At 68.1% G+C, this 25,603-nt stretch carries 27 protein-coding genes; 18 read left to right on the forward strand and 9 right to left on the reverse strand.

What is annotated here, in order from left to right; all coding sequences use genetic code 11:
* Entirely contained in the window at positions 1 to 1,008 is a 1,008-nt protein-coding gene (locus QTI68_RS14385) for an aldo/keto reductase (RefSeq protein WP_286522217.1), read from the forward strand.
* A gap of 16 nt (positions 1,009 to 1,024) precedes the next feature.
* Here QTI68_RS14385 and QTI68_RS14390 read toward each other — a convergent pair whose 3' ends face one another.
* Complete coding sequence (locus QTI68_RS14390) at positions 1,025 to 1,831, reverse strand: PaaX family transcriptional regulator (protein ID WP_286522218.1); 807 nt, start codon at positions 1,829 to 1,831, stop codon at positions 1,025 to 1,027.
* A gap of 74 nt (positions 1,832 to 1,905) precedes the next feature.
* Here QTI68_RS14390 and QTI68_RS14395 point away from each other — a divergent pair, with 74 nt between their 5' ends.
* The 9 genes from QTI68_RS14395 (at position 1,906) to QTI68_RS14435 (ending at position 10,027) form a co-directional block, all read left to right on the forward strand.
* Entirely contained in the window at positions 1,906 to 2,688 is a 783-nt protein-coding gene (locus tag QTI68_RS14395; protein ID WP_286522219.1) for a crotonase/enoyl-CoA hydratase family protein, read from the forward strand.
* A 10-nt stretch (positions 2,689 to 2,698) separates the two neighbouring features.
* Positions 2,699 to 4,249: an AMP-binding protein gene (locus QTI68_RS14400; protein ID WP_286522220.1), complete on the forward strand. Its 1,551-nt coding sequence runs from the start codon at positions 2,699 to 2,701 to the stop codon at positions 4,247 to 4,249.
* 85 nt (positions 4,250 to 4,334) lie between these two features.
* Positions 4,335 to 5,543, forward strand: coding sequence for an ABC transporter substrate-binding protein (locus QTI68_RS14405; protein WP_286522221.1), 1,209 nt, complete (start codon positions 4,335 to 4,337; stop codon positions 5,541 to 5,543).
* Complete coding sequence (locus QTI68_RS14410; protein WP_286522222.1) at positions 5,540 to 6,337, forward strand: ABC transporter ATP-binding protein; 798 nt, start codon at positions 5,540 to 5,542, stop codon at positions 6,335 to 6,337. The genes QTI68_RS14405 and QTI68_RS14410 overlap by 4 nt, the downstream gene beginning before the upstream one ends.
* Complete coding sequence (locus tag QTI68_RS14415; RefSeq protein ID WP_286522223.1) at positions 6,321 to 7,037, forward strand: ABC transporter ATP-binding protein; 717 nt, start codon at positions 6,321 to 6,323, stop codon at positions 7,035 to 7,037. The genes QTI68_RS14410 and QTI68_RS14415 overlap by 17 nt, the downstream gene beginning before the upstream one ends.
* A gap of 41 nt (positions 7,038 to 7,078) precedes the next feature.
* Positions 7,079 to 7,951, forward strand: coding sequence for a branched-chain amino acid ABC transporter permease (locus tag QTI68_RS14420; protein ID WP_286522224.1), 873 nt, complete (start codon positions 7,079 to 7,081; stop codon positions 7,949 to 7,951).
* Between the two features lie 2 nt (positions 7,952 to 7,953).
* Positions 7,954 to 8,883, forward strand: a complete 930-nt coding sequence (locus QTI68_RS14425; protein ID WP_286522225.1) for a branched-chain amino acid ABC transporter permease — start codon at positions 7,954 to 7,956, stop codon at positions 8,881 to 8,883.
* Between the two features lie 150 nt (positions 8,884 to 9,033).
* Positions 9,034 to 9,459, forward strand: coding sequence for a hypothetical protein (locus QTI68_RS14430; RefSeq protein WP_286522226.1), 426 nt, complete (start codon positions 9,034 to 9,036; stop codon positions 9,457 to 9,459).
* A 115-nt stretch (positions 9,460 to 9,574) separates the two neighbouring features.
* The gene (locus tag QTI68_RS14435; RefSeq protein WP_286522227.1) at positions 9,575 to 10,027 is read left to right on the forward strand and encodes a helix-hairpin-helix domain-containing protein; all 453 of its coding nucleotides are present in this window, start codon (positions 9,575 to 9,577) and stop codon (positions 10,025 to 10,027) included.
* 16 nt (positions 10,028 to 10,043) lie between these two features.
* Here the strand turns inward: QTI68_RS14435 and QTI68_RS14440 are convergent, their stop codons facing one another.
* The 8 genes from QTI68_RS14440 to QTI68_RS14475 form a co-directional block, all read right to left on the reverse strand.
* Positions 10,044 to 10,922: a hypothetical protein gene (locus QTI68_RS14440; protein WP_286522228.1), complete on the reverse strand. Its 879-nt coding sequence runs from the start codon at positions 10,920 to 10,922 to the stop codon at positions 10,044 to 10,046.
* Between the two features lie 172 nt (positions 10,923 to 11,094).
* Entirely contained in the window at positions 11,095 to 12,588 is a 1,494-nt protein-coding gene (locus tag QTI68_RS14445; protein WP_286522229.1) for a DUF1254 domain-containing protein, read from the reverse strand.
* A 109-nt stretch (positions 12,589 to 12,697) separates the two neighbouring features.
* Complete coding sequence (locus QTI68_RS14450) at positions 12,698 to 13,621, reverse strand: SMP-30/gluconolactonase/LRE family protein (RefSeq protein WP_286522230.1); 924 nt, start codon at positions 13,619 to 13,621, stop codon at positions 12,698 to 12,700.
* Positions 13,622 to 13,637: 16 nt separating this feature from the next.
* Positions 13,638 to 14,636 carry a Bug family tripartite tricarboxylate transporter substrate binding protein gene (locus tag QTI68_RS14455; protein ID WP_503011674.1) on the reverse strand — a complete coding sequence of 333 codons (999 nt, stop codon included), beginning with the start codon at positions 14,634 to 14,636 and terminating at the stop codon, positions 13,638 to 13,640.
* Between the two features lie 30 nt (positions 14,637 to 14,666).
* Entirely contained in the window at positions 14,667 to 15,596 is a 930-nt protein-coding gene (locus QTI68_RS14460; protein ID WP_286522231.1) for an NAD(P)-dependent oxidoreductase, read from the reverse strand.
* Entirely contained in the window at positions 15,593 to 16,282 is a 690-nt protein-coding gene (locus QTI68_RS14465) for an RraA family protein (RefSeq protein WP_286522232.1), read from the reverse strand. The genes QTI68_RS14460 and QTI68_RS14465 overlap by 4 nt, the downstream gene beginning before the upstream one ends.
* 135 nt (positions 16,283 to 16,417) lie before the next feature.
* On the reverse strand, positions 16,418 to 17,434 hold the full coding sequence (locus tag QTI68_RS14470) for a Bug family tripartite tricarboxylate transporter substrate binding protein (RefSeq protein WP_503011676.1): 1,017 nt from the start codon (positions 17,432 to 17,434) through the stop codon (positions 16,418 to 16,420).
* 128 nt (positions 17,435 to 17,562) lie between these two features.
* A complete protein-coding gene (locus QTI68_RS14475) occupies positions 17,563 to 18,465 on the reverse strand; it encodes a LysR family transcriptional regulator (RefSeq protein ID WP_353506426.1) in 903 nt (300 codons plus the stop codon).
* Between the two features lie 96 nt (positions 18,466 to 18,561).
* Here QTI68_RS14475 and QTI68_RS14480 point away from each other — a divergent pair, with 96 nt between their 5' ends.
* The 8 genes from QTI68_RS14480 (at position 18,562) to QTI68_RS14515 (ending at position 25,598) form a co-directional block, all read left to right on the forward strand.
* Positions 18,562 to 18,888 carry an ArsR/SmtB family transcription factor gene (locus tag QTI68_RS14480; RefSeq protein ID WP_286522233.1) on the forward strand — a complete coding sequence of 109 codons (327 nt, stop codon included), beginning with the start codon at positions 18,562 to 18,564 and terminating at the stop codon, positions 18,886 to 18,888.
* A gap of 7 nt (positions 18,889 to 18,895) precedes the next feature.
* A complete protein-coding gene (locus tag QTI68_RS14485) occupies positions 18,896 to 19,384 on the forward strand; it encodes an arsenate reductase ArsC (RefSeq protein ID WP_286522234.1) in 489 nt (162 codons plus the stop codon).
* Positions 19,384 to 20,460 (forward strand): ACR3 family arsenite efflux transporter, encoded by a 1,077-nt coding sequence (gene arsB, locus QTI68_RS14490; protein ID WP_286522235.1) that lies wholly within the window; start codon positions 19,384 to 19,386, stop codon positions 20,458 to 20,460. Before QTI68_RS14485 ends, arsB begins: the two co-directional genes overlap by 1 nt.
* 11 nt (positions 20,461 to 20,471) lie before the next feature.
* Entirely contained in the window at positions 20,472 to 21,209 is a 738-nt protein-coding gene (arsH, locus tag QTI68_RS14495) for an arsenical resistance protein ArsH (protein WP_286522236.1), read from the forward strand.
* A gap of 209 nt (positions 21,210 to 21,418) precedes the next feature.
* Positions 21,419 to 21,823: a universal stress protein gene (locus QTI68_RS14500; protein WP_286522237.1), complete on the forward strand. Its 405-nt coding sequence runs from the start codon at positions 21,419 to 21,421 to the stop codon at positions 21,821 to 21,823.
* Between the two features lie 182 nt (positions 21,824 to 22,005).
* Positions 22,006 to 22,443, forward strand: a complete 438-nt coding sequence (locus QTI68_RS14505) for a ribonuclease HI family protein (protein ID WP_286522238.1) — start codon at positions 22,006 to 22,008, stop codon at positions 22,441 to 22,443.
* 615 nt (positions 22,444 to 23,058) lie between these two features.
* A complete protein-coding gene (locus QTI68_RS14510; protein ID WP_286522239.1) occupies positions 23,059 to 23,739 on the forward strand; it encodes a TetR/AcrR family transcriptional regulator in 681 nt (226 codons plus the stop codon).
* 62 nt (positions 23,740 to 23,801) lie between these two features.
* Positions 23,802 to 25,598, forward strand: a complete 1,797-nt coding sequence (locus tag QTI68_RS14515) for an acyl-CoA dehydrogenase C-terminal domain-containing protein (protein WP_286522240.1) — start codon at positions 23,802 to 23,804, stop codon at positions 25,596 to 25,598.
* Positions 25,599 to 25,603: the final 5 nt, after the last annotated feature.

Genomic DNA, 25,603 nt, shown 5'->3' on the forward strand with positions numbered 1-25,603 from the left:
ATGCACAAGCGTCAACTCGGCCCCTTCTCGGTCAGCGCCATCGGCCTCGGCTGCATGAACCTGAGCCATGCCTATGGCGTGCCGCCGTCGGCGGAGCAGGGCGAGCGCCTGCTGCTGGCGGCGCTGGATGCCGGCGTGACCTTGTTCGACACCGCGGCGCTGTATGGCTTCGGCGCCAACGAGCAGCTGGTCGGGCGGGTGCTGAAGCCGCACCGCAGCGCCTTCACGCTGGCCAGCAAGGGCGGCATGGCGGGTGTGCGCGGCGACGACGGTACGCTGCGCCGCGTGATCGACGGCCGCCCGGCCACCTTGCGCCGCAACTGCGAAGACAGCCTGCGGAACCTGCAGACCGAGGTCATCGATCTCTACTACCTGCATCGCTGGGACAAGTCGGTGCCGATCGAAGAGTCGGTGGGCGAGATGTCGCGCTTGGTCGAAGAGGGCAAGGTGCGCGCGCTGGGCCTGTCGGAGGTCTCGGCGGCGACCTTGCGGCGCGCGCATGCGGTGCACCCGATCGCTGCGGTGCAGAACGAATATTCGCTCTGGAGCCGCAACACTGAGATCGCCGTGCTCCAGGCCTGCCGCGAGCTGGGTGCGGCGCTGGTGGCCTTCAGCCCGCTGGCGCGCGGCTTCCTGTGCGACGTGCTGCACGACGTGTCGACGCTCGACGCCAAGGACATCCGGCGCGCGATGCCGCGCTTCTCGGCCGAGAACTACCCGCGCAACCTCGCGCTGCTGCCGGCCTACACCGCGCTGGCAAAAGAGGCCGGCTGCACGCCGGCGCAGCTGGCACTGGCCTGGCTGCTGTCGCGCGGCGAGCACGTGATCCCGATTCCCGGCACGACCCGCCTCGACCACCTGCAGGAAGACCTGCAGGCCGAGCAGATCCGGCTGTCGCCCGAACTGCTTGCGCGGGTCGATGCGGTGATCAACCAGCGCACCGTGAGCGGGGCGCGCTATGGCGCGCAGAGCAGCACCGAGGTGGATACCGAGGTGTTCGAGGAGTGAGAGGCGAGCTGGCCGATCAGCCGGCAAGCACCTCCCGCCAAAGCTCACGCGCCCGCGCCTGATAGCTGCGGGTCGCCTCGATCAGCGCCCGCCGCGGCGCGCCGGGCTGGATCGCCTCGGGCAGCAGCGGATCGCGCACGATGCCGCGGATCACGGTGCGGCCGACCAGCAGCGTCTCGCGGGCAGAGGCCTCGGGCGCCAGGCGCGGCAGGCGCGCGTTGCTGTCCTCGATCAGCTTCAGCGCGCCGCGGTAGGCGGCCGACAGCGCCGGCACGTCCCACAGCGCCCGCATCCGCGCAGCGGCATCGGCGTCGAAGCCGCTGCCGCCGAACACCAGGCTGCCCGCCGCCAGGCCGAGCCGGGCCAGCGCCGCGCGCATCGCCTCGGCACCGCCGTCGAGGTTGTCGGGTCGCACCGAGAGGCCCGCCGCCAAGGTGCGGAAGCCGTTCAAATCGAGCGCCCGAACGTGGTGCCGCCAGGCGGTCTTGTCGCTGCGCGGCACGTCGCCGTCATGCACCAGCAACCAGCCGCCGGCCCAATGGCCCATCCGGCTCTCCTTCTCGAACCAGTGCTGCACCTCGTAGTGCACCGAATTGCCTTGCAACTGCACGGCATAGCAGCCCCGCCCGGTCTTGACGATCCGGTCCTGGCCCAACAGGCGCGTCAGCGCCACCCGCACGCTGGGCGTGCTGAGTCCCATGATCTCGCCCGCACGCGCGAGCGTCTGCACAGTCATGTGGGGCTCGGGATGGGTGATCAGCAGGTCGAGCACCAGGTCCGCAGCCGAAGGTTCGCCTTCTTCGATGTTATGAATTATGTCCATCTAGGTGAAAACGTGTAATCTTTCTTATTTTGCCGCCGATATCATTTTCATTGAAATATCAATGGAGCAAGCGAATGGCGGGTTCTTTCATCCGGACCGAGGTCGACGGCCCAGTGTGCACGATCATCCTGGACCGCCCCGCGGTGCGCAACGCGGTCGACGGCCCGATGGCGCTCGATCTGCGCCGCGCCTTCGAGGCTTTCGAGGCCGACGACGCGCAGCAGGTGGCGGTGCTGTGGGGTGCCGGCGGCCATTTCTGCGCCGGTGCCGACCTGAGCGCCGTCGGCGATGCTTCGCGCCGCCACGAACTCGATCCCCAGGGCGGCGGCAGCGGCCCGATGGGCCCTTCCCGCATGGCGCTGGCCAAGCCGCTGATCGCCGCGGTCAGCGGCTATGCCGTGGCCGGCGGCCTCGAACTCGCACTGCTGGCCGACCTGCGGGTGGTCGAACGCGATGCGGTGTTCGGCGTCTTCTGCCGCCGCTGGGGCGTGCCGCTGATCGATGGCGGCACGGTACGGCTGCCGCGCATCGTCGGCATGGGCCGGGCGCTCGACATGATCCTGACCGGCCGTCCGGTGGCGGCCGACGAAGCGCTCGCGATGGGCCTGGCCAGCCGCCTGGTCGACCCAGGCACTGCGCGCGAGGCCGCCGAGGCCCTGGCGCGCGAGATCGCTGCCTTCCCGAGCCGCTGCATGCTGGCCGATCGCGCGTCGGCCTATGGCCAGTGGGATCTCCCGCTGGCAGAGGCGCTGCGCGCCGAAGGCGCCCAAGGCGTCCCGGTGGTGTTCGAGGAAGCCGTGGCGGGTGCCGCCCGCTTCGTCCAGGGCGCCGGCCGCCACGGCAGCTTTGGCAGATAGGAACCCGAACATGGCCCCCACCACCCTCGACCTGATCCGCCGCGGTGCCGCCCAGCACGGGCCCCGCACCGCCGTCAGCTTCGGCGGCCGCAGCCTGAGCTTCGCCGAGGTCGATGCGCTCAGCGCCCGCCTGGCCCACGCACTGCGCGCCCTCGGCGCCGAGCCCGGCACGCGCATCGCGCTGCTGGTCAACAACAGCCTCTACAGCGTGCCGCTCGACTTCGCCTGCGTGAAGGCGGCGCTCAACCGCGTCCCGCTCAATGCCCGGCTGTCACTGCCCGAGCACGTGCGCATGCTGCAAGACACCGGCTGCCGCCTGCTGGTGTTCGGGGCCGACCTGGCCGAGCGCGCCGCCGCCCTGCGCGAGGCCCTGCCGGGCCTGGACTGCCATGGCCTCGATGCCAGCCTGCCCGGCGGCGCCGACCTGATCGCCGCGGCCGCGCAGCATCCGGCGCGCGATCCCGATCTTCAGGTGAGCGCCGACGACGTGATCCTGACCCTGTTCACCTCCGGCACCACCGGAACGCTCAAGGCCGCGCAGCACACGCAGGGCTCCTATGCCGCGATCTGCCGCAACGTGCTGCTCAACCTGCTGCCCGCGACGCCCGACGACGCGATGCTGCATGCCGCCTCGCTGATCCACGCCAGCGGCGTCTTCGTGCTGCCCTTCTGGCTGCGCGGCGGCCGCACCGTGATCCTGCCGGGCTTCGAGCCCGAGTCCTTCATGGCCGCGATCGAGCGCGAACGCGCGACCGCGATCAACCTGGTGCCGACCATGCTGCAGATGCTGGTCGAGACGCCGGCCATGGCGACCTGCAAGGTCGATGCGCTGCGCTACGTGATCTACGGCGCGTCGCCGATGCCGCGCCCCGTGATCGAACGCGCGATGGCGGTCTGGGGCCAACACCGCTTTTGGCAGTACTACGGCCAGACCGAGGTGCCGCTGTGCCTCGCGGTGCTGCGGCCCGAAGACCACCATGGCGAGCGGCTGGGCGCCTGCGGCCAGCCGGCCATCGAGGTCGAAGTGCGCCTGCTCGACGAGTCCGGCCACGACGTGCCGCCGGGCCAGCCCGGCGAGATCGCGGTGCGCGCGCCGTCGGCGGTGGCCGGCTACCACGCGGCGCCCGAACTCACGGCAGAGACCTTCAAGCCGGACGGCTGGGTGCTCACGCGCGACGTCGGCGTGTTCGACGAGCACGGCTTCCTGTTCCTCAAGGACCGCACCTCCGACATGATCGTCAGCGGCGGCTACAACGTCTATTCGCGCGAGGTCGAAGAGGCGCTGCTCGCCCATCCCGCCGTGCGCGAGTGCGCGGTGGTCGGCCTGCCCGACGACAAGTGGGTGGAGGCGGTCACCGCGGTGGTGGCGCTCGCGCCCGGCCACGCCGAAAGCGATGCGCTGGCGGCCGCGCTGATCGCGCACGTCGCGGCCCGGCTGGCGTCCTACAAGAAGCCGCGGCGCGTGATCTTCGCCGAGCAGATTCCGAAGACCGCGGTGGGCAAGCTCAACCGCCGCGCCCTGCGCGACCGCCTGCGCGCCGCATCCGACCCGCCGGCCTGAAGCGCCGGCCGGTCAGCGCGGAACAAGAGACGGCCGAAGCCGTCCGCCGCCACACCGAACTGTCACACCACCCAGGGAGAGAACAATGCAGACACGCGACATTCGAAGGGCCGGCCGCTGGCTGGCCGTGGCCGCCCTCGCAGGCAGCGCCCTGCTGGCGCAGGCCCAGAAACGCTACGACCCTGGCGCCACCGACACCACGATCAAGATCGGCAACACCATGCCGTACTCCGGGCCGGCCTCGGTCTACGGCACCGTGGGCAAGAGCGCGGCCGCCTACTTCCGCAAGGTCAACGCCGAGGGCGGCATCGCTGGCCGCAAGATCGAGTTCATCTCGCTCGACGATGCCTACAGCCCGCCGGTGGCCGTGGAGCAGACCCGCAAGCTGGTCGAGCAGCAGAAAGTGCTGCTGATCTTCGGCCCGCTCGGCACGCCCACCAATGCAGCGACCCAGAAGTACCTCAACATCAAGAAGGTGCCGCAGCTCTTCGTGAGCTCGGGCGCCGAGCGCTGGGGCGACCACCGCCAGTTCCCGTGGAGCATCGGCTTCAACCCCACCTACGTGACCGAAGGCCGCATCTATGCCGCGCACATCCTGGCCAGCCAGCCCGATGCCAAGGTGGCGGTGCTCTACCAGAACGACGAGTTCGGCAAGGACATCGTGCGCGGCTTCCTCGATGGCCTCGGCGACAAGGCGAAATCGATGGTCGTGGCCCAGGCCACCTACGAGGTCAGCGACCCCACGGTCGACAGCCAGATCATCAGCCTCAGGAGCTCGGGCGCCGACACGCTGATGAACTTCTCGCAGCCCAAGTTCGCGGCCCAGACCATCCGCAAGATGGCCGCGGTCGGCTGGAAGCCAGCGCACTACCTGACCAATGTGTCGAACTCGGTGGCGGCGGTACTCAAGCCGGCCGGCGCCGAGCATGCGAAGGGCATCCTCACCGCTACCTACCTGCGCGATCCGAGCGATGCCCGCGACACCCCGGAAGGGCGCGACTTCGCGGCCTTCATGAAGCAGCACTACCCCGAGGGCGACCCGAACGACGCGCTCAACGTCACGGGCTACTCGATGGCGCAGGCGCTGGTGCAGCTGCTGACCCAGGCCGGCGACGACCTGACCCGCGCCAACCTCATGAAGCAGGCCGCGAGCCTCGACATGACGCTGCCGATGCTCTATCCGGGCATCCGCCTGAAGACCGGGTCCGACAACTTCTACCCAATTCGGCAGATGCAGCTGGTGCGCTTCGACGGCACCGGCTACGAGAAATTCGGCGACCTGCTCGGGCCGTGAACACGCCTTCAACCGGCGCGCCGCTGCTGCGCGTGGAGGCGGTGTCGGTGCGCTTCGGCGGCATTCTGGCGCTCGATGCGGTGTCGTTCAGCGTCGAGGCGGGCCAGATCTGCGGCCTGATCGGCCCCAACGGCGCCGGCAAGAGCACCGTCTTCAACTGCCTCTCGCGCATCTACGACTGCGGCGCCGGCAGCATCGAGTTCGATGGCCGGCGCATCTCGACAATGCCGCGCCACCGCATGGCGGGCGAGGGCATCGGCCGCACCTTCCAGAACCTCGCGCTGTTCGGCAGCATGAGCGTGCGCGAGAACCTGCTGGTCGGCTGCCATGGCCGGCAGCCGGCTGGTTTCGCGGGCGCCCTGCTGCGCCTGCCCGGCGAGCGGCGCATGGAGCGCGAGGCGCAGGCGAGGGCGGACGACCTGCTGCGCTTCCTGGCGCTCGAAGACTGCGCCGAGCGCATCGTGGCCGACCTGCCCTTCGGCACCCAGAAGCGGGTCGAGCTCGGCCGAGCGCTCTGCGGCCGGCCGCGCCTGCTGCTGCTCGACGAGCCGGCCTGCGGGCTCAACCACGAAGAGCTCGAAGGCCTGGCCGCGCTGATCCGAGAGATCCGCGACCGGCTGGGCGTCACGGTGCTGCTGGTCGAGCACCACATGGGCCTGGTCATGGCGATCTCCGACCAGGTGGTGGTGCTGAACTTCGGCCGCAAGATCGCCGAGGGCACGCCGGCCGCAGTACGGCAGCACCCCGAGGTGATCCAAGCCTACCTGGGAGGCGCCCATGCCGATGCTGCTTGAAGTCGAGGGGCTGCATGCGGCCTATGGCGCGAGCCGCGTGCTGCACGGCATCGACCTGTCGATGCGGGCCGGCTCGGTCACCGCGCTGCTCGGCGCCAACGGCGCCGGCAAGACCACGACCCTGCGCGCGCTGTGCCAGATGGCGGTGCGCACCACGGGCACGATCCGCATCGGCGGCGAGCGCGCCGACAGCCGGCCGACCGAGCGGATCGTGCGGCTCGGCGTCGCCCACGTGCCCGATGGCCGCGGCACCTTCCTCGCGCTGAGCACCGAGGAGAACCTGCGCCTGGGCGCCTACGGCCGGCGCGACCGCGCGGGCGTCGCCGAAGACTTCGAGCGGGTCTACGGCTACTTCCCGCGGCTCAGGGAGCGCAGCGGCCAGCAGGCCGGCACCTTGTCCGGCGGCGAGCAGCAGATGCTGGCGATCGGCCGGGCGCTGATGTCGCGGCCGCGCCTGCTGCTGCTCGACGAGCCCTCCTTCGGGCTCGCGCCGCTGGTCGTGCGCGACATCTTCGAGATCATGCGGCGCATCAACGCGGAGCAGGGCGTCTCGATCCTGCTGGTCGAGCAGAACGCCGCGCTGGCGCTCGACATCGCCGATTCGGTCTACCTCATGGAGAGCGGCCGCATCGTGCTGCACGGCGCGCCGCAAGAGGTCCGCGGCAACGACGCGGTGCGCCGCGTGTACCTCGGCGGCTGAATGTGGCCCCCACGCTTGCCACACAAACCAAGGGAGACGACATGCAAGCATTCCTGCACCAGCTGCTGGCCGGCCTGGCCACCGGCGGCATCTACGCCAGCGTCGCGCTGGCGCTGGTGATGATCTACCAGTCGACCCACCAGGTGAACTTCGCGCAGGGCGAGATGGCGATGTTCTCCACCTACTTCGGCTGGGCGATGCTGCAGGCCGGCCTGCCCTACTGGGCGATGTTCGGCCTCACCGTGGGCCTGTCCTTCGTGATGGGCGCGCTGGTCGAGCGGATCGTGATCCGTCCGATGCGCCAGGCGCCGGTGCTGTCGGTGGTGGTCGTCTTCATCGCGCTGCTGATGATCTTCCACAGCCTGGCCGGCTGGTTGTTCGGCTACACGATCAAGCGCTTCCCGAGCCCGTTCCCTGAGCGCGCCTGGTACGGCTCGGCATTGATGTCCGCGCACGAGGTCGGCGCGATCGCGATCACGCTCGCGGTGATGGCGCTGATCTTCGGCTTCTTCCGCTTCACCGCGCTCGGCCTCGCGATGCGGGCGGCAGCACAGAACCCGGTGTCGTCGCGGCTGGTCGGCATCGACGTCGGGTGGATGCTGATGCTCGGCTGGGGCCTGGCCGGCGCGGTCGGCGCGGTGGCCGGCATGCTGGTCGCGCCGGTGGTCTTCCTCGACCCCGGCATGATGGGCGGCGTGCTGCTCTACGCCTTCGCCGGCGCGCTGGTCGGCGGCATCGACAGCCCCGCGGGCGCGGTGCTCGGCGGCTTCATCGTCGGCGTGCTCGAGAACCTGATCGGCAGCTACGTGGTCGGCACCGAACTCAAGCTCACGGTCGCGCTGGTGCTGATCGTCGGCGTGCTGATCGTGCGTCCTAGCGGGCTGTTCGGCCGGACCATCGTGGTGAAGGTCTAGCCATGAGCCTCGTCGAACGCACCGCGTCCGCGCTCTTGCTGTTGCTGGCCGTCGCCTTTCCCTTCCTGGCCGAGGGCTACGCGGTGTTCCAGGCCACCATGGTGCTGTCGTACGCGGTGGCGCTGCTGGGGCTCAACATCCTGACCGGCTACAACGGGCAGATCTCGCTCGGGCATGGCGCCTTCTATGCCCTCGGGGCCTACACCGCGGCGATCCTCATGGACCGCTTCGGCCTGCCTTACTGGGCGACCATCCCGGCCGCGGGCGCGGTCTGCCTGGTGGCCGGCGTGCTGTTCGGCCTGCCGGCACTCAAGCTCGAAGGCCTGTACCTGGCGCTGGCCACCTTCGCGCTCGGCGTGGCGATGCCGCAGCTGCTCAAGTACAAGCACCTGGAGCCGTGGACCGGCGGCGTGCAGGGCCTGGTGCTGGCCAAGCCCGACGCACCCTTCGGCCTCCCGCTCACGCAGGATCAGTGGCTCTACCTGTTCGCGCTGGGCGTGGCGGTGGCGCTGTTCGCGCTGGCGCGCAACCTGCTGCGCAGCGGCGCCGGCCGGGCGATCGTCGCGATCCGAGACCATCCGCTGGCGGCGCAGGCGATGGGCATCGACAACCGGCGCTACAAGGCCGGCGCCTTCGGCATCTCGGCGATGTACACCGGCATCGGTGGCGCCCTGTCGGCGATCGCGGTGCAGTTCGTCGCTCCCGATTCGTTCACGATGTTCCTGTCGATCTCGCTGCTGGTGGGCGTGGTGGTCGGCGGCGTCGGAACGCTCTCGGGCGCGCTGTATGGCGCCCTGTTCATCGTGTTCGTCCCGACCGCGGCCGAGAAGATCACCCAGGCCGCGCCCTGGGCGATCTACGGCGTGGTGCTGATCCTGTTCGTGTTCGTGATGCCGGGCGGAGTGGCGCGGCTGCTGCGCCGGCGCGGATGAACCGACCGCGCCGGACCGCGGCCGAACCAACCATCAAATCGCAATCCGCTCGATGCGGACACTAGGGAAAATCCGCGCCGCGCTCCCTGCGGCCGAACGTTGGAAAAGCACTAACGTTGAAGGCAAAAGAATGTCAGGGAGGAGCCCAACGTGTCGCGTCGCATCGAGTCGGTTCAAGACCTCGCGCAACTGCCCCCGGAAGAACTGCTGCCCTGTCTCAGGGCACTGCGGGGTGCCATCGGCGAGGCCAGGCGAAAACGTGCGGAGGATCGGCGAGAGGGGCGGGTCGCCGTCGATGCGCCATTGAGTTTCCCCGCCTTCGACTGGTACCCCCGAGGGAGCCGCCGGGGCTCGCTTCCTGCCCGGATCGATCCGTCGACCCCGATCGACGAGATCCCGATACGGAGCGGGGTGAGGGCCGCGCTCAAGAGCCTCGGCATCTTCTATCTGGAGGATCTCTCCGCGATCACCGAGAGGGAACTGCTGGTGAAGGAGTCGATCGGGCGCCACGCCGCCGGACTCCTGAGGGAGGTCCTGCTGCGCGTGGGACTGGACTTCATGCCGAACCGAAGCTGAGCGCGCCGGCGCCAAGCCATCGCCTTGCACCAAGGTGCAGCAGCGCGCGCACCATGGTGCGAACACTTTCGCGTGGCGGTCGACTAAGCTCGTTCGAACGCGAAAGGAGCGCTTCATGTCCTGCACGATCCGGTCGGTCAATGACCTCGCCCAACTCCCTGACGATCAGTTGCTCGGTTGCCTCAAGGCGCTGCGCGCGGCCATTCATCGAGAGAAGCAGGCGCATTCGGCTTTGCTCCGGGCGCATCGAATTCCGTTGGGCAGTCCCTTCGTCTTCGAGTCGTTCGACTGGATTCCGCGCCGTGCCCAGCGCTGGGATGTCGCCCAGGTCGAACCCCAGACACCGGTCGAGGAACTGCTGGTGCGTACCGGCGCGAGGGAAGCACTCAAGCGACTGCACATCTTTTGCCTCGAGGATCTGTCGGCCATCACCGAGCGTGAACTGCTCGGCGAGCAGGCGATCGGCGTCAAGACGGTGGCGCGCTTGCGCGAGACGCTGGTTCGCGCCAACCTCGACTTCCTCGAAGATCCGGACGCCGGGTTCAAGACGGCTTCCCGGCGCGCCTGACGCGCCGCTGCGGGCCTCAGCGGGCGGCGCCTCTGGTCGAGTAGTCGAACTGCGGCCCCGGCCCGGCCGCGATCGGCGGACCCAGGTCGTTGCCGATCGGGCTGGAAGGTGCCCGCACGGCCGGGCGCGTGAAGTTGTACAGCGGCCCGGGACCCGGCACGACCGGGGGGCCGGTGTCCGCGAACCGTTGCGACGGCGCCTGCCCGCGGTCATAGAGCGGACCGGGTCCGGGCGCGATCGGCGGACCGGGATCCGGCTCGACACGGAAGGCGGGGCGCTCGGCCGCACTCGGTGGCGTCGTCTCGGCCTGACGGCGCGACGAAGCGACAGTCGTCCGCGGCCGGGCGGGGGGTCGAGGCGTCGTCGCAGACGGCGGATTGGGGCGCAACGCCTGCGGCGCGGCGGCCTGGACCGGCCTCGCCGCGCTCTCGGTGGCAGGCGCGGCGGGAGCAATGCCCAGGGCGTCCAGCCGCATGTCCTGCGCGGCGTGGGTCGGTGCACTCGAGACCGGGGGCACAGGGGCGGCCGGCAGAACCCTGGATGGCGGCGACTCCGGCATCACGAGCGCCAGGATCTGTTCCTGCAGCGGAGGTGCACCGGGCTTGCGCGTGACATGGAAGCACCAGGCCGCGAAGCCCACCACCATGGCGAGACCGACGCAGCCGGCCTTCAGCCAGAAGGCGGCGGTCTCCGCCGGAAGCACCGGAACGGCGCCGCCGTGGCGGCCGCCTTCAGCGCCGCGGGGCGCCGCGTCGGCGGCAGGGCGGATCGCCATCACGGCATCGAGCGCGGCGGGCCCCGTGGGGGTGAATCCGGGCAGCGGATGCGCGCAGCCCACGCAGTACTTCGCCTTCGATCGATTGGCGCTTCCGCAGACATTGCAGACGACCGGCATGGCCACTGGCTCCCCTTGACGACAGACACAAGGGTCTACTCTGCACGGCTGCGGGCCGCTGTATGTCGGACGACGCCTACACGGTGTGTCGACGCCAGCAGATCCAGTGCGTCAAGGCTGAGTGCCAAGGCGAGGCCGGCCGCGGATGCCTCATCGAGCATTGAAGCGCTCATCAGCGGGAGCGCACCACGTTCGGCAACTGGTAGCTGTTGTCGAGCAGCGGCTTCATGGGCACATAGCTGCGCACCAGCAGCGCAAACTGGCCGTCGGGCGCGGGCAGCCAGTTGGCCTGCCCATCCTTGTCCGCGGGCTGGTCGCGGGACAGGTGCAGGGTCAACGAGCCGTCGGCGGCGAACTTCAGCTCGTCGGCGTCCAGGTTGACCGTGCCGATGTTGGTGCGCCCGTTGGGGCTGTTCGCGAGCATGAAGTAGTCGCGGTCGTACATCGTCAAGGACCAGAAGCCGCCGCGGTCGCGATCCACCGGGGGCAGGGCGTCCTTCGGGAACCTCACCGTGTAGCGATAGCGCCCCTGCAGCAGCGCGCCCTTGTCGTCCGTGCCGCGGATCAGGTAGATCGCCTCGTGGAAATCATTGACGTAGATGTAGATGATGGCGGCCTGGGCGCGGCCGAACCAGTCGGTGCCCCAGGCGCCGCCGTTGTCCTGGCGTTGCCAGCCGTTGCCTGCATCGACGCCGACCTGCTCGTACCTGGCGCCAGCGTGGAGCTCGGCATCGGCGGCGAGCGCCGTGCGGTCGAGCAGGGCACGCCAGGCGCTGTCGGATGCCCGCAGTGCCAGCAGCGTCCTGGCCTGCGCAGCCATCGCCGCGTCGTCGGCGCTGACGGCGGGGTTGAGCGCCAGTGCCTCGGCGAGCTGGTCCCAGAACCGGGTCGGGTCGACGGGCCTTGCCCGCAGCATGTCGGGATCGGCCGTCACCATCTCGGCCGTGACGCCGGGCGGGAAAACCTTGTTGCGCGCACTCGCCTCGCAGTCGAAGCGCAGCGGCCCGGGCCGGTCGAGGCTTTGCGCGACGACGCCGATCTGGTTGAGCACCGCCCGCGCACGCGCCTTCGATTCGCCGGTATGGGCGGCGAAGCTGCGTCCGAACAGGCCGGCGACGTTGGTGGGGCTGCGCAGCACGTCGATGAATCCGTCGGGCTTCTCGCCGGACCAGTTCGGGCCCACCAGCAGGAGCTTGCCCCCTGGCGTGTTGCTTGCCGAGCCCAGCTGGTGGATCACGGTGGTGAAGAGGTCGCAGATCTGGATGGTCCAGTACTGCCCCTTCGGCACGTCGCTCGGCGTCTGCACCACCACGGCCTCGCGGGTGAGGTCGACGAAGCTGACGCCATAGATGGTGTCGCTGTTCGGCGTGACCACCTTGCGCTGGGCGGGCGACATGTGGTCGTCGAGATAGCCCATGGTGTTCTTCGGCGCGCCGGGAAACAGGCCCATGGTCGCGCCAGGACCTGACGCCTTCATCAGTTCCCAGCTGCTGGTGCGGCCGAAGGCGTCGACGGCGGGATAGGCCCAGTAGTAGACGATGCGTGCCAGCGATTCGACGTAGCGCTCGTTGGCCAACCGCGCCGGTACGCCCGCGGCGTCCGGCAGATCGAGATGCGCCGGGGTGAACTGGCGTGCAAGGTAGGGGGCTCGGGCTGCGTTGGGCATGGGTCCGCTCCTGGTTGGGGATGCCTGAGGCATTGTGGACTTCGTCCCGGCGGCGCGCCATTGCACCAGAGGGCAATCGTTGAAGGCCGGAGCGCGGCCAACCGACGGCTCAGGCCTGTGTTCCTCGGTGCAGCGGTACCCCTGGAATATCCAGGTTCATCTTCATGACGCATCCATGGGTCGAGTCCGTGACGAACAAGGTCGAACGCTCCGCGCCGCCGAAGGCGAGGTTGGTGATCGACGCGCCCGCCGGCCCGCGCAGCACGGCCACCGGTTCGGCGCGCGCGTTCAACACCCACACGTAGCCCAATCCCGGGTTGGCCACCAGCACGCGGCCCTGCGCATCGACGGCCAGGCCATCCGGTCCACTGGGCCCGTAGGAAGTGAAGAACTGGCTGACCTTGGCCACGCTGCCGTCGGCCAGCAAGGGAACGCGCCAGACGCAATTGCCGCGCGTGACCGCCAGGTACAGCAGCTTGCCGTCGGGTGACAGCGCCACGCCGTTGGGACTGGGAACGTTCGACAGCAGCAGGTCGAGCTGTCCGTCGGGGCGCAGCCGGTACAGGCGCCCCGTGGGGTCGTGCAGGCCGGTCTGTCCCTGGTCGGTGAAGTAGATGCTGCCCTTCGCATCGATGACCAGGTCGTTGACGCCCTTGAAGCGTTCGGTGTTGCGGCGCTGCAGGTGCGGCGTGACGGTGCCGGTCGCCACGTCGATGCGCATGAGCCCGTTCTTGTAGTCGGTGACCAGCAGCGTGCGGGCGTCCAGAAACTTCATTCCGTTGGGCTCGCCGTCGTATTCCGCCACCAGTGACCAATGGCCCGCGGGGTCGATGCGAAAAATGCGCCCGAACGGGATGTCGGTCACGTAGAGGTTGCCCTGATCGTCGAACACCGGGCCTTCGAGGAACGAGTCGGTGGGCTGGCCGCCGCGGTTGGCATCGGCCCACACGGACGACTCGCGGCGGCGCAGCGCGTCCGGCATGCGGGTGAACAGTTCCAGATCCCGAACCTGCGGCGGCTGAAGGAGGAACAAGGTGATCTCCAGGGAGTTACTGCTTGTCGAATGACGCGTCGGCGGCGATCTTGCCCCACAACACGTTGCTGTCGGTCAGCATCTTCGCAAAAGCAGCGGCGTCCGCCATGCGCGGCTCCGCGCCCAACCCTTCCGCGAACGCCTTCATGTCGGGCGTGGCCATGGCCTTTGCGATCTCCTGCTGAAGTCTCGCAAGCACCGGCGCCGGTGTGCCTTTCGGTGCCCACAGGCCGGTCCAGTTGACGACGCTGAAATTCTTCACGCCGGCTTCGGCGAAGGTCGGCACGGCAGGCAGGGCCACCAGCCGCTTGTCGCCGCTCACGGCCAGGAGCCGCAGCTTGCCGCCCTTGACGTTGCCCATGACGCCCGGCGTCGACGAGAACTGCATGTCGATGGTGTTCGACAGCACGGCCTGGGTGGCCTCGCCCGCGCCCTTGAAAGGCACGTGCATCAGCTTCGTGCCGCTGGCCACGCCGAATGCCTCCGCAGTGAAATGCGGCGTGGTGCCGGCACCGCCGGTGCCATAGGTCAGCTTGCCCGGAGCCGCCTTCGCAGCGGCGAGAAACTCGGCCAGGGTCTTGTACGGCGATTCGGCGTTGACCACCATGGCCATCGGCGCGAACACATACGCACTGACCGGCACCAGGTCCTTGTCGTAGTCGAAGGGCAGCTTCTTGAAGATGAACGGCAGCAGCGAGTAGGTCGTGTCGTTGGCCATCAGCGTGTAGCCGTCGGCGTCGGCGCGAGCTGCGGCGCTGGCACCGATGGTGCCCGTGCCGCCGGGCTTGTTGTCGACGATGATGCTCTGGCCCATCTGTTCGGTGAGCTTCTGCGCCATCTTGCGCGTGACCACGTCCACCGCGCCGCCGGGCGGGTAGGGGACGATGATCTTGATCGGCTTGCTCGGGTAGGCGGCCTGGGCACTGGCGCCGAGCGGCGTGGTCGCGGCGAGCACGGCGAGAGCTCCGAACGGGATCATCCAGGTCAGGCTGGCGTGCGAGGTCTTCTTGGTCATGGGTGTCTCCTGTTGATTCGGTTCGGCAGATCAGGCTGCGGCGACCGCCTGCCGGCCGAGCACTTCGAGCGCATTGCGGGCCGCAGCGACGCCCATGTTCACGTAGGCGTCGCTGGTGACCCCGCCGATGTGCGGGCTCAGCACCAGGCCTGTCTCGCCCTGGAAGGGGTGGCCCGCCGTCATCGGCTCGACGGCAAAGCTGTCGAGACCGGCGCTCATCACCTGGCCCGATCGGACTGCGGCCAACAGCGCGTGTTCGTCGATGAGGCCACCGCGGGCCGTGTTGACGACGATCACGCCACGCCTGCACTTGGCCAGCGTGCCGGCGTTCACCAGCTCACGATTGTCCTCGGTCAACGGGCAATGCAGCGAGATGGCATCCGAATCGCGCCAGATGGTTTCCAGGTCCACGGTGGCAACGTACGAAGGCAGGTTCTTCGCGTAGGGGTCGAAGCCGATGACGCGCATGCCCAGCGCGTCGGCCATGCGGGCGAAGCGCAAGCCGATGGCGCCCAGGCCGATCACGCCCACCGTCCGGCCGGCCAGCTCGACGCTCTTGTGCGTCGCCTTGTCCCAATGGCCGGCATGCATGCGGGCATCGAGCGACACCACGGATTTGGCGCAGGCCAGGAGCAGCGCCAGGGCCTGCTCGGCCACGGCCGCCGCGTTGGCGCCCACCGCCGCGACGACGTCGATCCCGCGCTCCTTGGCCGCGACCTTGTCGATCGTGTCGGTGCCGCTGCCGTGCTTGGAGATGACCCGCAGCGCAGGCGCCGCGTCCATCGCGGCGGCGCCCACCTTGCTGTAGCGCACGATGATGGCGACCGGGTTGTGCTTGCGGCTCAGTGCGACGATGTCGTCTTCGGTCGGCGTCTTGCCGGCAAAGACCACTTCGTGATCCGTCAGCAATGCCAGCGCTTGCGGTGCGAGGTCGGCGCCGGTGACGAGGATGGTGCTCACAGCGTCTCCCCTTCCTTCAGCACGCCGGCAGTCCGCAGCGCGGCATCGAGCCACTTGGCGGCGGTGTCGCCGCTCTTGATGGCTGCGATGCGCGCCGCCTCGTCCTTGACCTTCTTGGCCGCCAGCGGCAGCAGCGCCTCGATCTTCTCGCGCTCCACCACCACGACGCCGTCGCCGTCGGCGATCACGAAGTCGCCGGGCCGCACCGTGACGCCGCCGACCGACACCGGGTGGCCGATGCGCCCACCGATGTTCTTGGTCGGGCCGTTCGGGTTGGTGCCGGCCGAGAACACCGGATAGTCCATCTCGTCGATCTCGAGGCTGTCGCGGCAGGCACCATCCATGACCACGCCGGCGATGCCCAGTTGCTTGCAGGCCGTCATCATGATCGTGCCCATCAGTGCGGAACTCAGATCGCCCTTGCCGTCGATCACCAGCACATCGCCCGGCTTCGCCATCGCGATGGCGGCATGGATCATCAGGTTGTCGCCAGGACGCACTTCCACCGTGAGTGCCGTGCCGGCGAGCTTCATGCGCGGCCTGAGCGCCTTGATGCGGCCGTCGAGGGCGCCGCGGCGGCCGGCCACGTCGGCCAAGATGGCCGGCTGCAGTTCAGCGGCCCGCGCCACGATGTGGGCCGGGACGCGTTCGAAGTCGCGAATGATGTCAGGCAGATTGGAGGACATGAGCTTCTTTCAGTGGGTGAAGACGGGGGCGAAACCGGCGAAACGCGAGATGGCCGGGCATGGCTGCGCCCAGGCAGGGCACGGTGCGGCCACCGTGCCTGCGGTCAGCGCTGCGTCACGCGTCGGTGGGTGGGGTCAGTCGACCTTGGCGCCGGACTCCTTGACGATCGGGGCCCAGCGGCCGATGTCGTCATGGATCAACTTGGCGAATTGCTCGGGGGTTCCGCCCAGGGCATCGGTGCCCTGGGCGGCGAGCTTCTTCTTGACTTCCGGGTCCTGGAGTGCCTTGTTGAAGGCACCGTTCAGCTTGGCGACCACGTCCTTGGGCAAGCCGGCGGGCGCTGCGATGCCGAACCAGGTCACGGCCTCGAATCCCTTGAAGCCCGATTCGGCCACGGTGGGTACCGCGGGCAGGTCGGCGGTGCGCTTGGCCGAGGTGACCGCAAGGATGCGCATCTTGCCGTTCTTGACGAAGCCGATCAGGGTCGGCACCGACGACATGTACATCTGGATCTGGCCACCGATGAGATCGGTCGAGCCTTGCGCGGCGCCCTTGTAGGGGACATGCGTGAACTTCACACCCGCGGTCTTCTGAAGCAGTTCCGTCGCGAGGTGCGCCACCGTGCCGCTTCCGGAGCTGGCGTAGTTCAGCGTTTCGGGCTTGGCCTTGGCCGCAGCCACCACGTCCGCGACGGTCTTGTAGGGCGAGTCCGCAGCCACCACCAGGGCCAGGGGCGCGCTGGCGACCGCGACGATCGGGGTCAGGTCCTTTTCCGGGTTGTAGGGCAGCTTCGGATACAGCGTCGGATTGATCGCCAGGTTGCTGGTCTGACCCAGGACGAGCGTGTAGCCGTCGGGCGCCGACTTCGCCGCCGCATCCACACCGAGGTTGCCGCCGGAGCCCGGCTTGTTGTCGATGATGATCGACCAGCCATTGGACACGGCGACCTTGTTGGCGACCTCGCGCGCGATCAGGTCGGTGCCGCCGCCGGCGGGGAACGGCACGATGAGCTTGATGGCCCGCGAGGGATAGGCAGCCTGGGCCGACACCGGCGAATGCGCCAGCAGCATCGCCGCAGCGACGAGGCCGGCGGCGGCTGCGAAGCCGGTGAGGCGGCCTGAGGCCGTGGCGGGGGAAGCGCGGTGCTGCATTTCTTGTCTCCATTTCGGCCCGCTTCGCCTGATTGCGAGCGGTGCGTTCAGTGGAGGCGAGTATTCGCCGCGGCGCCCATTCAGTCCAATCGATAGTTTTTTAAGATCGATAGATCTGACTTGGGGTATCAAGAGGCCGGTGCGACGGCGTATTTCGCCAGCAGGTCGATCAGGCGCTGCGCTGCAGGGGAGATGTATCCGCTGTCCCGGTAAGTGACGACCATGCGGCGGCGCATGGTCGTGGCGGGGAGCTTCACTTCGCGCAGCGCGGCGCCCGATCGCCCGGCCTGGAGGTGCAGCCGCGAGATGAAGCTCAGGAGGCCCGTCTCGCCGATCAGGCTGGGAAGCATCAGCAGCATCGTGCTTTCGACCTGAACCAGGGGCCGGGGGAGGCGGTGCCGGTCGAAGGTCTGGTCGAGCCAGTCCCGGGTCGGCGCGCCGGGGGGCTGCAGCACCCACCGATGGCCTGTCAGGTCCTTCAAACCGGGCTTCGACTTGTCGAAGATTGCGTGCGACTCGGCCGCGGCCACCACGATCACGTCTTCGGCCAGGTATTGGGAAGCGAACCCGGCTTCCGCGGGAACCTCGGTGCCGACCATCAGGTCGATGTCGCCGGCGCGAAGCAGCGGCTTCAGGACGTCGACCAGCGCCACCGTGGTTCGCAAGGTGACGCCGGGCGCCTCGCGCATCAGGTCGCGGGCGGCGGGGGGCAAGAGGAACTGCGCGGCCGTCGGCACGATGCCGACCTTGATGTTCCCGGTCAGGCCGCGGCCGATGTCGCCGATCTCGCGGCGCGCGCTCTCGACGTCGAAACGCGTGCGCTGCGCCCATTTGAGGAGAGCCTTGCCGGCCGCGGTAAGCCGGATGCCACGCCCCGTCTTCTCGAACAAGGCGGCGCCGCATGCTTCCTCCAGGCGCCGCACGCAACTCGTCAGCGCGGGCTGGGTGCGGTGCAGACGCTCGGCCGCGCGCCCCAGGTGCTCGAGCTCGGCAATGACTTCGAAATACTGAAGGTCGCGCAGGTCCAGGATGAGGCTCCGTCGGGTTGAGGGTGATCGCGCGGAACACTGTAGTGCACCGGCTGCACGCGTCTTGACCGAAAACGATCATTCGATTATTCTCGAATAATGGAATCAAAAGAAGTCGTTCAAGCACTGGCGGCCCTTGCGCACCCATTGCGCCTCGAAGTGTTTCGGGCGCTGGTCGTGGCCGGGCAGAGCGGCCTGACGCCGGGCGTCATCCAGGAGGCGCTGGGCGTCGCTCCCGCCACGCTCTCCTTTCATCTGAAGGAGCTGGCGGGCTCGGGCCTGGTGACGCAAGAGCGCGCCAGCCGCCACCTCATCTATCGCGCCGCGTACGACAACATGAACGCGTTGCTGGGCTACCTCACCGACAACTGCTGCCAGGGTGCCGCCTGCGCGGTGGAGACGGCCGCCGATGCCTGCAAGTGCTGACACCGCCATGACCCTCAACGTACTCATCCTCTGCACCCACAACTCGGCGCGCAGCGTGCTGTCCGAGGGCATGCTCAACCACTGGGCCCAGCTGCTCGGAAAAGACGTGCGAGCGTTCAGCGCGGGCAGCGCGCCGAGCGGCCGCATCAATCCTCTTGCGCTGGTGGCGCTCCAGGCCGCAGGGATGGACGTCCAGGGCTATCGAAGCAAGAGCTGGGACGAATTCACCGGGGACTCGGCACCGCAGATGCACATCGTCATCACCGTGTGCGACAGCGCGGCGGCCGAACAGTGCCCCTATTGGCCGGGCAGTCCGGTGAAGGTCCATTGGGGCTACCCGGACCCATCCAACGCGCCCGAAGCCGACAAGGCCGTCGCATTCGAACTCACGCGCCAGGCCATCGGGTACCGCATGCTGCAACTGCTGGCGCTGCCGCTCGCCGACCTGAGCCAGGCCGAGCTGCAGGCCGCGCTCACCCGCATTTCGAAGAACTGATGACCACCTCTACCCTCGCCGCGGCGGCGCCCGCCAAGCCCGCCATCGGCTTCTTCGAGCGCTACCTGACAGTGTGGGTTGCCTTGTGCATCGTTGTCGGCATCGCCCTCGGTCAACTGCTCCCCGGTGTCTCCAAAGCGGTCGCCAGCCTCGAAGTGGCGAAGGTCAACGTCCCGGTGGGCCTGCTCATCTGGGTGATGATCATTCCGATGCTGCTGAAGATCGACTTCGGTGCCCTCGGCCAGGTCGCTTCGCACTGGCGCGGCATCGGCGTCACGCTGTTCATCAACTGGGCGGTCAAGCCATTCTCGATGGCGCTGCTCGGCTGGATCTTCATCCGCCATGTCTTCGCGCCCTACCTGCCCGCCGAGCAGCTCGACAGCTACGTCGCCGGGCTCATCCTGCTCGCCGCCGCGCCCTGCACGGCCATGGTGTTCGTGTGGAGCCAGCTCTGCAAGGGCGACCCGTACTTCACGCTGTCGCAGGTCGCCCTGAACGACGCCATCATGGTGATTGCCTTCGCACCCATCGTCGCATTGCTGCTCGGCCTTTCCTCGATCGCGGTTCCATGGGACACGCTGCTGGTCTCGGTGGGCCTCTACATCGTGGTGCCGGTCGTCATCTCGCAGCTCTGGCGCAAGGCGCTTCTGCGCCGCGGCGTCGGGCACTTCCAGGCCGTGGCCGCGAGGCTGGGCCCGCTGTCCATCTCGGCGCTGTTGCTGACCCTGGTCCTGCTGTTCGCGTTCCAGGGCGAGGCCATCCTGGACCAGCCCCTGGTCATCGCGCTGCTGGCGGTGCCGATCCTTGTCCAGGTGGTGTTCAACTCGGGTCTTGCCTACCTGCTCAACAGAAAGCTCGGAGTGAAGCACTGCGTGGCCGGACCCTCGGCGCTGATCGGCGCGAGCAACTTCTTCGAACTGGCGGTGGCCACGGCCATCAGCCTGTTCGGCTTCCAGTCCGGCGCTGCGCTGGCCACCGTGGTCGGCGTCCTCATCGAGGTGCCCGTGATGCTCGCGGTCGTCGCGGTGGTGAACCGCACCCAGGGCTGGTACGAAGCCGGGCAAGCTGCAAACTGAGTCCCGACGATATGCCCGACGCCACTCATCTCGGATCGCCCGCTCTCTTCCCGGCCCTTGATGCCGAACTGCTCGACCCACCGACGCCCGAGCGCCTGGGCGTGCGCGAACCTTCGCGCCACAAGCCGCGCTTCCTGATGCTCTATGGCTCGCTGCGCGAACGCTCCTACAGCCGCCTGGTCACCTTCGAGGCGGCCCGGCTGCTGGAGGCCATGGGCGGTGAGGTCAAGGTTTTCAACCCCGCCGGTCTGCCGCTGCCGGACAGCGAGCCGGACAGTCACCCCAAGGTCCAGGAACTGCGTGAGCTCGCCCGGTGGGCTGAGGGCATGGTATGGACCTCCCCGGAGCGGCACGGCGCGATGACCGGCATCATGAAGGCCCAGATCGACTGGATTCCATTGGCCCTGGGCGCCGTGCGCCCCACGCAGGGCAAGACGCTGGCCGTCATGCAGGTCTCGGGCGGCTCGCAATCCTTCAACGCGGTGAACCAGATGCGCGTGCTCGGGCGCTGGATGCGCATGCTGACCATCCCCAACCAGTCGTCGGTTGCCAAGGCCTTCCTGGAGTTCGACGAGGCTGGCCGGATGAAACCGTCGAGCTACTACGACCGGATCGTGGACGTGATGGAAGAGCTCTTCAAGTTCACGCTGCTGACGCGCGATGTCAGCAGCTATCTGGTCGATCGGTACAGCGAGCGCAAGGAGAGCGCGGCGGCGCTCTCTCGCCGTGTCGATCAGCGGTCGATCTGAGGCTCGGAGGCTTGGCGCAGGAGGCCTCGATGGCAGTCTGGGACCGGCTGCGACGCTGGGCAAGAGGCGTCAAGCGTGACGGCGTCACGCCTCGTGCCCAGAACGCGGGCTGGCGCTACGATGGAGTGCTCGAAGCGGTGGAGGACGTGGCGGCCGGCCCACGCGGCCACACGCTGTCGAGCGCTGGCGAGCCAGAAAGGAGGCGCCCCATGTTCAGCAAGATTCTCCTCGCCTACGACGGGACCAAGCCCTCGGACCTCGCGTTCGAGCGCGCAGTGGAGGTCGCACGGCAAGCCCATGCGCCACTTCACGTCGTGGCCGTCGCATGGTCCGCGGAGGTGGAGACCCACGCCTCCCTCGACAGGGGGCGCGAGCAATGCTGGGCCTACCTCCAACGGCTTCGCGAGAAGGGTGCAGAAGCACACGTCGATCTCGAACTGGAGGTTGTCGAGGGCCCGTGCTCCGAACAGATCGTCGCCGTCGCGGATCGATGGGGTGCGGATCTGATCGTCATCGGCCACCGCAAGCGCCCGCTGCTGAGTCGACTTGCCGAGGTATCTCTGGCCAAGCGCATCATCGATCATGCGCACTGCTGCGTGTTGGTCGCGGGCTGAGGGCTCGCGCCGATGGCGGGCCTCGCTGGCATACTGCGCGTGAGTTGACGGCCTTGATGGAGTTGGTCAACGCAGAGATGGGGCGGCGTATCCACAGGGTAGAGAAGGCGATTCATGCGGCGCGGAAGGTGATGCACTGCGGCGTGGTTGCTGCGAAGCGGCGTCGAGAGCGGACAACACACATGAACCCTTGGTTTGCCTACTGCGACGGGAGCGCCGTGCCCAACCCCGGTCGCATGGGCCTTGGAGCGGTGCTTACCGAGCCTGATGGAACGCGCCACACGCTGTCGCAAGCGGCGCATGAGAACGGCTGCAACAACGAGGCGGAGCTCAGAGCTCTGCTGGCGACGCTTCGGGAACTGAAATCGCGTGGGGCGAGCACGCTGCTCATTCACTGCGACAACAGTGTCGTTGTCGAACAGGTCGGCAGCAGCACAGCGAAGCCGATTCCCCGGCTTGCTTCGTTGTTCGAAGAAGCGCGAGCACTGCTCGATTCGTTCGACGAGGCAACCCTGATGTGGATACCGCGCCATCGCAACAGTGAAGCTGATGCACTCGCTCGTGCCGCACTGGGGCTTGCTGGCAATCGCATCGTCAAACGGTTCAAGAAGCGGCGTTAGCGCCAGGCGAGCCGAGGCTACAGTCGGCCAAGCGCGGTAACTGCCGCAGCCAAAAGCGCGGCCGACGCCAAGACGAAGCGCTACATCTCCCCCACTGGCACCAGCGGCGGCAGCTTCCAGGTGCCGTTCATCGCCTCCTTGCCAGGGCCATAGATGCGACCCACGGCACTGTAGGGACCGCCAGGGGCCGGCAGCCAGTAGTCGTTCTTCAGATCCGCGCGCGCGCCGAACAGGCGTTGGACGAGAGTGTCACCTTCGCCACCGCACCGCCCGCGCCTCGGCAGGTGCCACCGTCGCCTGGGCGGCTGCGCCCGACATCATCAGGGGGGCGCACAGCGCCGCCATCGTGAGGAGCCGCGCGCACGACGGGCGACTTCTACTGCCCGCTGAGCAGCTCCGGCTTGGGCAGGCAGTAGCGCATGGTCAGCATGACCGGCCCCTGGGGCGCGGCGGCATATGGGCCTGGAGGGCTGCTTGACCTGCCCTTGAGGGCAGGCATCCGTGCGCGCCGGGACAATGCAAAGACCCGCAATAGTCGCGGGTCTTTGCATTTCCAGAACCCCCCGAACTCCTGCAAAATAGCACGACCGTTCGTTTTATTCCTCCTGCCCCCCGATGTCCGACACCGCCGTTCCCGCCAAGCCTTCCCGCGCGCCCGCCAAGGGTCAGCAGACCAAGGCCGTCATCATCGACGCGGCGCTCAATCTCGCGGCCCAGATCGGGCTCGAAGGCCTGTCGATCGGCGCCCTGGCCGAGGTCACGCAGATGAGCAAGTCGGGCGTTTTCGCCCACTTCGGCTCGCGCGAAGAGCTGCAGATCTCGGTGGTGCGCGAATACCACCAGCGCTTCGAGCAGGAGGTGTTCTACCCCGCCATGAGCACCCCGCGCGGCCTGCCGCGGCTGCGCGCGATGTTCGCCAACTGGATGAAGCGCACCTCGGCCGAGATCGATTCGGGCTGCATCTACATCAGCGGCGCGGTCGAGTTCGACGACCGCCCGGGCCCGGTGCGCGACGCCCTGGCCGACTCGGTCAACACTTGGCTGGCAGCGATGTACCGTGCCGTGCTGCAGGCCCAGACCGAAGGCCACCTGCGCTCGGACGCCGACGCCAAGCAGATCGCCTTCGAGATCCATGCGCTGATCCTCGCGCTGCACTACGAAGCCCGCTTCCTGCGCTCGCCCGATTCGCTGGCCCGTGCCAATGCCGGCTTCGACAACATCCTGGCGCGCAGCGCCACCGACGCCGCGCCGGCCGCCAAGGCCCCGCCGGCCCGCCGCCTCAAGACCGTGCGCTGAGGCGAGCGGACGACCTTTTTTCGTTTTCTTTTTCTTCTCTTCATCTTTCCGGAGACCCACCGATGCCCGCCTACACCCCGCCCCTGCGCGACATGCAGTTCGTGATGCACGAAGTGTTCAACATCACCGACGAACTCAAGGCGATGCCCAAGCATGCCGAGGTCGATGCGGACACGATCAACGCGATCCTCGAAGAAGGCGGCAAGTTCGCCTCCGAAGTCACTTTCCCGCTCAACATCGGCGGCGATGAAGAAGGCTGCGTGCTCGACAAGACCACGCACGAGGTGAAGACGCCCAAGGGCTTCAAGGATGCCTACGCCAAGTTCGTCGAAGGCGGCTGGGCCGCGCTGTCCTGCGACCCGGCCTACGGCGGCCAGGGCCTGCCCTATGTGGTCAACCAGTGCGTCTACGAGATGCTCAACTCGGCCAACCAGGCCTGGACGATGTACCCGGGCCTGTCGCACGGCGCCTACGAGGCGCTGGCCGCACACGGCACCGACGAGCAGAAGAAGACCTACCTGCCCAAGCTCACCTCGGGCGAGTGGACCGGCACCATGTGCCTCACCGAGCCCCATTGCGGCACCGACCTGGGCCTGCTGCGCACCAAGGCCGAACCGCAGCCCGACGGCACCTACAAGATCACCGGCAACAAGATCTTCATCTCGGCCGGTGAGCACGACATGGCCGACAACATCATCCACCTGGTGCTGGCCCGCCTGCCGGACGCGCCCAAGGGCAGCAAGGGCATCAGCCTGTTCGTGGTGCCCAAGTTCAACGTCAACGCCGACGGTTCGCTCGGCAGCCGCAATGGCATCTTCTGCGCCGGCCTCGAGCACAAGATGGGCATCCACGGCAATGCCACCGCTCAGATCGTGATCGAAGGCGCCACCGGCACCTTGGTCGGCCAGCCCAACAAGGGCCTGGCGGCGATGTTCGTGATGATGAACGCAGCCCGCCTGGGCGTCGGCAACCAGTCGCTGGGCCTGACCGAAGTCGCATTCCAGAACGCGCTGGCCTATGCCAAGGACCGCACCCAGATGCGCTCGCTGTCGGGCGTCAAGGCCAAGGACAAGGACGCCGATCCGATCATCGTCCACCCCGACGTGCGCAAGATGCTGATGACCGCCAAGGCCTATGCTGAAGGCGGCCGTGCAATGGCGATCTACTGTACCTTGCTGCTCGACAAGGAGCACAACCACCCCGACGAGAAGGTGCGCAAGGACTCGGGCGAGATCGTCGCCCTGCTGACGCCGATCGTGAAGGCCTTCCTGACCGACAACGGCCACACCGCGACCAACGCCTGCATGCAAGTCTTCGGCGGCCACGGCTTCATCAAGGAATGGGGCATGGAGCAGTTCGTGCGCGACAACCGCATCAACATGATCTACGAAGGCACCAACACCATCCAGTCGCTGGACCTGCTGGGCCGCAAGATCCTCGGCAACAACGGCGCGACCTTGAAGAAGTTCGGCAAGCTGGTGGGCAAGCTGGTGGAAGAAGAGGGCGTCAACGAGAAGATGAGCGAGTTCATCACGCCGGTGGCGGTGCTGGGCGAGCAGCTCACCAAGTTCACGACCGAGATCGGCTTCAAGGGCTTCCAGAACCCCGACGAAGTCGGCGCCGCCGCGGTGGACTACCTGCGCGTCGCGGGCCACTTCGTGTTCGGCTACATGTTCGCGCTGATGGCGCGCACCGCGCTGCGCGAGATCGCGGCCGGCAACACCGACCCGTTCTATGTCGCCAAGCTGCAGACCGCGCGCTTCTACTTCGCCAAGCTGTTCCCCGAGACCGCGACGCTGATGCGCACCGCGCGTGCCGGCAGCGCGCCGCTGATGAACACCGACGCCGCACTGGCCTGAACGCC

This window comes from Variovorax sp. J31P207 (assembly GCF_030316965.1).
GTDB lineage: Bacteria > Pseudomonadota > Gammaproteobacteria > Burkholderiales > Burkholderiaceae_C > Variovorax > Variovorax ginsengisoli_B.